6 protein-coding genes and 1 pseudogene are annotated in these 8,236 nt (G+C 40.4%); 3 read left to right on the forward strand and 4 right to left on the reverse strand.

Annotated elements, in window-relative coordinates; genetic code table 11:
* Window positions 1-22: 22 nt before the first annotated feature.
* Together F6K37_RS45660 and F6K37_RS26255 are read left to right on the forward strand one after the other, a co-directional pair.
* Window positions 23-807, forward strand: a pseudogene (locus tag F6K37_RS45660) (IS1 family transposase).
* 661 nt (window positions 808-1,468) lie between these two features.
* The gene (locus F6K37_RS26255; RefSeq protein ID WP_287253255.1) at window positions 1,469-3,316 is read left to right on the forward strand and encodes an ABC transporter ATP-binding protein; all 1,848 of its coding nucleotides are present in this window, start codon (window positions 1,469-1,471) and stop codon (window positions 3,314-3,316) included.
* Here the strand turns inward: F6K37_RS26255 and F6K37_RS26260 are convergent.
* Both F6K37_RS26260 and F6K37_RS26265 read right to left on the reverse strand, forming a co-directional pair.
* On the reverse strand, window positions 3,286-4,161 hold the full coding sequence (locus F6K37_RS26260) for a sulfotransferase family protein (RefSeq protein WP_287253257.1): 876 nt from the start codon (window positions 4,159-4,161) through the stop codon (window positions 3,286-3,288). The two genes, F6K37_RS26255 and F6K37_RS26260, sit on opposite strands and share 31 nt — an antisense overlap.
* Window positions 4,158-4,943: a sulfotransferase domain-containing protein gene (locus F6K37_RS26265; protein WP_287253259.1), complete on the reverse strand. Its 786-nt coding sequence runs from the start codon at window positions 4,941-4,943 to the stop codon at window positions 4,158-4,160. The genes F6K37_RS26260 and F6K37_RS26265 overlap by 4 nt, the downstream gene beginning before the upstream one ends.
* 45 nt (window positions 4,944-4,988) lie before the next feature.
* On the opposite strand from F6K37_RS26265, the gene F6K37_RS26270 reads away from it, so the two are divergent.
* Window positions 4,989-5,231, forward strand: coding sequence for a hypothetical protein (locus tag F6K37_RS26270; RefSeq protein WP_287253261.1), 243 nt, complete (start codon window positions 4,989-4,991; stop codon window positions 5,229-5,231).
* Between the two features lie 739 nt (window positions 5,232-5,970).
* On the opposite strand, the gene scyB is transcribed toward F6K37_RS26270, so the two are convergent.
* Both scyB and F6K37_RS26280 read right to left on the reverse strand, forming a co-directional pair.
* The gene (gene scyB, locus F6K37_RS26275; RefSeq protein ID WP_287253263.1) at window positions 5,971-7,026 is read right to left on the reverse strand and encodes a tryptophan dehydrogenase ScyB; all 1,056 of its coding nucleotides are present in this window, start codon (window positions 7,024-7,026) and stop codon (window positions 5,971-5,973) included.
* Window positions 7,027-7,042: 16 nt separating this feature from the next.
* Window positions 7,043-8,236 (reverse strand): glycosyltransferase (locus F6K37_RS26280; protein WP_287253266.1); only part of this gene is annotated, 1,194 nt, incomplete at its 5' end.

Consider the following 8,236-nt stretch of genomic DNA (forward strand, 5'->3'; position numbering starts at 1 on the left):
ATGGTATACTAAAAATAAAACCATGGAATGCCCTAAATGTCATAGCAATAAAACTCATAAATATGGTCATCAAAGAGGAAAACAAAGATATAAATGCAACGAATGTGGACGACAATTTATAGAGTCAAAAATTGAACGTGGTTACGATAAAAAAACTAAATCTCTATGCCTAAAAATGTATCTCAATGGCATGGGTTTCAGAGGTATAGAAAGAGTGACTGGTGTCCACCATACCACTATAATAAGTTGGGTAAAAAAAGTTGGTTCGGGCTTAGAAAATTTATGTTTAACTGAAGAAATTCCTGAAATAACTCAAATAGATGAACTACAAACATTTGTAAAAAAAAACAAAATTTGGGTTTGGGACGAAACCTTAGAGAGTGGAGCCTTATTTCATATAACTTCAAACTATTACCCATAACCTGTCCCTATAAAGGCTCCACTCTCTTACGGTAACTTCAAAGGACAGCCGCTAACAAACACTATCCAGGGATTTTAAGCTTTACAATTGGTGACCGTAGTTCGGAAACTTTTAAAAAACTTTGGAAAATTATAAAATGTTGGCATAGTTTTTGGTATTCTACTGATAAATATGTTGTTTATAAAATGTTTATTGATGATCTTGATCATTTAACCAAGAAAACTTATATGACTAGAATAGAGAAGGAAAATACAAGATTGAGACATTATTTAGCCAGACTACATCGACGAACTCTTTGTTACTCTAAATCTGAAGAAATGTTGGAGTTATCAATTAGGCTTCTTATTTATTATTTAATCAATCATAAAATTCCCCTTTATGGTTAAACCATTTCCATATTCAGCAACGCAAAAAAAATGGTATGATATTTGCGCTGTCAAGAAGAAATAGACCCTAGGGGAGAGCGTTGATTTGTGGAAATTGCTGGTAAAATTAATGAATAATTTAAGTGGGAAGTGTAGAGATTAAAAAACTAGACTTAGTGTTTATAACTGTCGGAGAACGAACCTCGGATGCGGCCCTATAATTGACGGTGAAAAACATTAATTTTTAACCATTTTCTCAAGTGCTGAGAATCAAGGCTTAATATGGTCATAATCTTGGCTCTATATCACATTTTGGCTCAATTTTTCTTGCGCTTACCCTGAACAGGGAACAGGTAACAAGAAAAAATACTGTACCTTATATTAATGAGGTACGGTAAATAGCAGACGGGTGCATCTCAATGCAAGTAATCTAGCCCGCGCAGGCGGGCTTTGTTCGTGTAGCCGGGCCCTTTAGGGTTCGGGCAGCTAAGCAAATATGAGATGCACCCATAGCAGACAGCATAAGGAGCATAAGGGTTTCTGCCATTTTCCGCATATCACACTAATAAGAGCAAATGCTATAAAAGAAATGCTCCCATCACAGATTTAAATTTTCCTTTCCCGGAAAAACCAGTCCTTGCCGTGACAGAATAAAAATAAGACAGATTCGGAGTTAGGATAAGTGACAAGCAACATAGTTCTACATATTGCCCAAAGTGATGTTGGTAAATTAGATACAACCAGAGCAGTAAAAAAGCTGTTCCAGCGAATATTTAAATATGTTTGGCAAAACAAGTTACCCTTCTTTGTCGCGTTAGTGGTAATTATTTGTCTGTCAATTATGCAGGTTCTCATTCCCCAGGTTACTCGCTACACGATTGACGTTGTTATCCCCACCAAACAATTGAATTTATTACCTTGGATAGCAGCCGCAATTTTTTTTATTTCCATCCTTACGGGGGTGCTTAATTACGCTCGCACCTATCTGATGTCTTTGTTTGGTGAAAGAATAATTGACAGCATCCGCAACGATATGTACAAACATATTCAGGGGCTATCAATTAGCTTTTTTGAAAATCAGCGGACGGGGGATTTAATGTCACGGTTGGCGAAAGATGTCAATACAATTGGTACTTTAGTTACTGCTGACATTGCGGAAATTTTAGTAGATGTTTTCACCGTGATTGTCATTATTGTTTATCTGTTGACTGCTGATTGGCAATTGAGTCTACTGCTGCTTTTTACCTGGCCCCTGACGATTTATATGACGCAAGTTTTTGGCAAATTAATGCGGGGTGCTTACCGAGAGGTGGAAGAGCAAGCCGCAGCGGTTAACAATCATCTCCAAGATACAATTTCCAATATTCACGTCATCAAATCTTTTGGTAACGAACGGTACGAAATTAACCGTTTTTTTGAACAAAGCCGTAGCTATATGGAGGCGAATATTCGCGCTACTCGTCTTTGGTCAATTTTCTTTCCGGTTATTGATGTCCTCAACAACATTGGCAGTGCAATCGTATTGGTTTTTGGTTCCTGGGAAGTAATAGTTGGTCGTCTGACTATTGGTGAACTAGCTGCTTTTTTAGCCTATGTCTATCAAGTTAATAGACCAATCCGACGTTTTAGCAGAATGATTCAGCTCGTGCAAAGAGCGCTTGTTGGTTCGGAGCGAGTCTTTGAAATTTTGGAAATGGAACCAGAAGTAAAAGAAAAGGAAGATGCAGTTGTATTAACTTCCGTAGAAGGTAACCTGAAATTTGAAAATGTCGAGTTTGGTTATCAGGAAGGGGAGACAGTTCTACATGACTTTACTCTGGAGATAAAACCGGGAATGACTGTGGCATTAGTGGGTTCTTCTGGTGCGGGAAAAAGCACCGTGGCGAAACTAGCTGCTCGTTTTTACGACCCTCAAAAAGGGGAAATTTTAATTGATAATCGCAATTTGCAGGATATCAGTTTGGAGTCTCTGCGATCGCATCTCGGAATTGTTTCCCAAGAAACTTTACTCCTTTACGGCACGGTACGAGATAATATTGCTTATGGCAAGATTGATGCTACGGATGCGGAAATTGAAGCCGCCGCTAAAGCAGCTAATGCCCATGATTTTATTATCAACTTTCCGGAGGGTTACAACTCCATAATTGGCGAACGCGGCGTGAAACTTTCGGGAGGACAAAGACAGCGTTTAGCTATTGCTCGCATTCTCCTTAAAAATCCCCAATTTGTCATCCTTGACGAAGCAACTTCTGCCCTGGATACCGAGTCCGAACAACTTATCCAAGAGTCTTTGCAGCAACTATTAAAAGACCGCACGAGTTTAGTTATTGCTCACCGACTTTCCACGATTGAAAAGGCAGATAAAATTGTTGTTTTAGAGTCCGGATGCATTGTCGAAACCGGAACGCACCCAGAATTAATTGCTAAAGGGGGAAGGTATGCTTCTCTGCACTCCCGGCAATTTCCGCAAAAATCCAGTCAGTTAGAACCACTAGACATTCAGGACAAAAAACTAGAATATGTTTCATAACCATAACGGTTGAAGTAATCGCTAGTTATTGTTTCAATTGTTTCTAATTCTTGGTCGGTAAAACATCCTTGTTTCTGCCACTGTTGAATTAATTCTGGGTTAAAGGGGGTTTTGGTGTGGGGATGAATGTCTTTAGTCACCCCCAGCAAACGGGAACCCCCTTTGTTTAGTTCGTAAAAATTCAACATCTGCTTGTCGAAGGAAATATCCAAAAAGGCGCATATTTTGCTGCAAACTTTTTCTGGTGTTAAAATCAGGTTTTCATAACGGACTACGAAGACAGCTTCGGGAAAGTTTTCCTGTCTTTCCCAGATACCCTGACCGAGACTTTGGCAAATTGTTGCTGCTTCTCCTGGAGATTTTACAAAATCGAAAGTATCGAGTATTGAGCGAACTATATCTCTGGGGTCTCTGACAATATAGATAAATCGAGCATCGGGGAAGACTTTTTTGGTATAATCTGCATAAGGTTTCTTAACGTAACAGCCTTTTTTGTTGCCGAGATAGTCTGTACCGCTATTGTTTTGGCAAGCAAAAAAATTAAAGAGAGAGTCAAGAAGCTGACTGATGCTTAAGTCGGTTTCCCAGGAAACGGTGGCGATAAATTTGTCGAGGTTAAAATTTGGCCAACTGTTGAGTTTTTTGTCCGATCGCATTAAGGCGATCGCCACCTCTTTCTGTTCTCGATTTAACTGTTTGGTAGTAAAATTTTTGGCAAATAATTGCTCAATAAAAAGCGTTTCGGGCGTTACGGTAATCTGGGGATGTGCAGACAAAACTAGCTGTAGCAAGGTTGTTCCCGAGCGCGGCACACCGGAGACAAACAAATGATTACTTTCTTTCATACCTCATAACCATAAAAAACTGACAGACTTTCTTTCATTATACAATTGAGATAATCAATATCGGCTGTACTCAAGTTGTCTTTAAATCCACCTACTTTACCTCTGCGAGTTTTGTAAGAGTTGATATCTCCAGGATCTACCGCACTCATGCGCGGCGAGTTAAATTTATTTTCGACTTCCATTTTGCGCATATTCTCAAAAATAGCATATTCTCCTGCTTTTGCAATCAAATCGTCGGCAATTTCTGGTAAACCTAAGAAATGTAACATCCGACGCAATTCTTTTTGGCGATCGCGATGGATATCTTCATAGCGAACCAGTAAAAAATCTTGGGGTACCTCTCGATTTTCTGCCCAGATATTATAAAAAAGGATAAGTGTGGCGAAACTACCATTCTCTTCGCGAATAAATTCCGATAAACTACCGTCATAAGCTTGGCGACGTTTCGTTTTCTGGTAATAGTTAGAGACGATCGCATCTCTGGGATCTCGGACTAAAAAAATTACCCGTTTGTCTTGATATTCAGCTTTTGAGGTTACCAACTCATCCGGTTTTTTCCATTGCGGTTTATCGTCGTGGGATACACAAATCTTGGGAATATCGGGATGTAATTCTCTCAATTTGTCTAGTTCTAAAATATTAGCATCCTTTAACTTAAAGTGCATCTGGAAAACTCTTCCTAACATCAATCGCAGCCAAGTTCGACCGCATTTAGGAAAGGAAATGAGGAAAAAATCAGACTCGTTTTTCCCTTTCAATCGTTTTTCTTTATCTGGTGTCATTGTACTACAAATAAAATCTTAAACAATACAATACTGGGTAAATGGTTGGTAAGCATTCAGCTATCAGCATTCAGCTATCAGCATTCAGCTATCAGCTATCAGCTATCAGCATTCAGCTATCAGCTATCAGCTAATGCGCTACTTGAGGTGCTTTTGAATAAAATAAGCTGTTCGCGCAGCGTGAGCCTTGGCCTTGGCCTATGGCCACGCTTGGCCTATGGCCACGCTGCGCGAACGCGAATGGCCACGCTTGGCCTATGGCCACGCTGCGCGAACGCGAATGGCTGACGGCTGACGGCTGACGGCTGAATGCTTACAATGGTTGGTGATAAAATTGCCCTTAAATCTACCTTTCGATCCTGATCAAAAAATACTTGATCATGAGCCATTTATGCAATCGTTTCAAACAGTTTCATACATAGCTCCTCATATCTAATAATTTGGTAAATGGCGATGAAAAATTTCTACCGCCCTTGCTAAGCCATCTTCAGAACGAATCTTTTACCCTAAAAGACGAGGGCGATACTTCATAGCTTCATCACTGGTTGCAGTGGGAATTGCAGCAACTAATTTCAGCGTTTTTTGCTGACAGGCATATTTTAATAAACGCTTATACAAATTTGGGACTACTGCTGTTTCATCTGAATTATCTGTATCTTAATTAGCAACTTCAACACTCTCTTCATCCGGCACAATCAAATCCAGATCATTATTAGTACCTTGGTCAATGTCATTAGCTGTCATGTCAGAATTTAATTCCATATTTACCTATTTCTAGCGGTTTTCAATTAGGTGAGGTACAAATTTTTGAGGTGCGACCCGTGGCGAATTTAATTCTTAATGCGGAAAGCGCACCTAAGGTTTTAGGGAGCAGGAATCCCCCCTAAGCCCCCGCGCGGAAGGGGGGCTGGGAGCAGGGAGCAGTGAAGTCATAATAGGAACCCACCCCTAACCCCTCCCAGGAGGGGAAGTGAGGGAAGACGGAAAAAATTATGTGTACCTCATTAGACTAGAAACCGCTATACTATTAAATTAGTTGAAACTTGCTTTTTTTGATTTCAAGTATGCGTTGTTCTGCCAACTGTCTAGCAGCTTCACCAGTATTGATTTTCTGTTCATCTGCTAAAAGTAAAATTTCTTGAATAGTAGAATAGATATTATCAAGCTGCTCAAATGCTTTTTCTTCTTCATAACCAATCATTTCATTGTATACATTGATTAATCCCCCAGCATTGATTACATAATCTGGGCAGTAAATAATTCCTCTTGATTCAATTTTTTGACCATGTCTTTGTTCATCTTCTAGTTGGTTATTTGCTGCACCAGCAATAATTTTGGCTTGAATTAAAGGAATAGTTAAACTATTCAAAACTCCCCCTAAAGCACAAGGAGAAAAAATATCAACATCAAGGGAGTAAATTTCACTTGGTTCTACTACCTTGGCTCCATATAATATTTTTGCTATTTCAGTTTTATTCGGGTTTAAATCACTAACAAAAAGTTCTACGCCCTCTTGGTGTAAATACTTGCAAAGACTTTGACCGACATTACCCAAACCTTGAACTGCAACTTTCAGTCCATCCAGTCTTTGTGTCTGCCAACAAAACTCTACAGCTGCTTTAATCCCTAACAAAACTCCTCTAGCCGTAAGTGGAGCCGGTCCTCCTGACTTTTCATATACACCAACTACATAGTTGGTTTCACTTTGAATTGTCCGCACATCTTTAGGAGAAAGATTGACATCTTGACCTGTAATAAAAAGTCCCTTCAGACTCTCCACAAACCGTCCATAAGCTTTTAACATTTCATCAGTTTTGTTCTGAGGATTAGCAATAATTACGCCCTTACCTCCACCCACAGGAATATTCGCACAAGCCGCCTTGTAAGTCATCCCACGGCTCAGACGCAGAACATCTCTCAAGGCATCTTCTTCACAAACATAGGGCCATAAACGAGTTGCCCCCATAGCTTTTCCTGGGCTGGTATCGTGGAGTGCGATGATAGCCCTTAAATCTACCTTTTGATCCTGGTAAAATAACACTTGCTCATGACCCATTTCCGTAGTCGTTTCAAACAGTTTCATACAGATATCCTCATATCTAATAATTTGGTAAATGGCGATGAAAAATTTCTACCGCCTTTGCTACGCCATCTTCAGAACGAATCTTTTCCCCTAAAACGCGAGCGCGAGCCTTCATAGCTTCATCACTGGTGGCAGTGCGAATTGCAGCAACTAATTTTTCTGCTGTTAAGTCTTTGCGTAGGATCGGCGACGTGCCAACACCCAAGGAAGCCACCGTTTGCCCCCAAAAAGGTTGATCTACAGCAAAAGGGACAATTATTGATGGTACACCAGCCCGCAAAACAGCTGCCGTTGTACCAACACCACCATGATGAACTACCGCCCTCATTTGGGGAAACAGCCAATCATGGGGAACTGAATCAATCTTGAAGACATTATCCGGTAAATCGGTATTACTCAAACCTCCCCATCCTGTTAACAGGATCCCTCGCTGTCCAGTCTCAACCAAAGCATTCAACACCAATTCTGTTAGTGCTTTTGCTTCAAGATCGCTCATACTACCGAAGCCAATAGATATTGGGGGCGAACCAGCCGCTATGAAATCTACCAGTTCTTTTGGGGGTTGCCAGTCATCGGGCCGATCTAAAAACCAGTATCCCGTGACATATGCCCGCTCAAGCCAATCAGAAGGCTTTGGAATCACACTAGGACTGAAGCAATGGAGAAGGGGAAGTTGTTGCTTTTGCTGCTGAGAATAGAAACCTGTAATGGGAACAGGAGGTAATTTGAGGATTTCCTGTCGGCAGCGATTAATTATTTTTCGAGTCAATTGCCAACGGAATTGTTCTTCAAAAACATAAGTCAGCCTGTTGTTAATTCCTCCCAAATTGAATGTTGATGTATGCAGTGGGTGAGGAAAAGCACGAGTAGGAGTAATTGGATTTTTATAAGCTGCGTAGCAAGGAACGCCTAATTTTTCAGCAATATGATATCCAGGCAGTGCTAGGGTAGAATAAATGATTGCTTGTGTATCCTGAGAGCAATTCCAAGCATCAGTCATCATCTGTTCAACAGTGGAGCCAACAATACGCCAAAGAATGGCTTTTTTAGCCAAAGCTGACTTCTTCCTACTGGTTTGTGCGTTAAACTGTTTCACCCATTCTTGAGGGTTGTCTCCCACTGGCGCAAAGTCTAAACCTCTGCTCTTAACAAAGTCCTTGAATATAGGATTACTAGCTAGTTGTACTTTGTGACCTGCGGCTTTTAAGCA

The sequence above is a fragment of the Moorena sp. SIO4E2 genome (genome assembly GCF_010671945.1).
GTDB lineage: Bacteria > Cyanobacteriota > Cyanobacteriia > Cyanobacteriales > Coleofasciculaceae > Moorena > Moorena producens.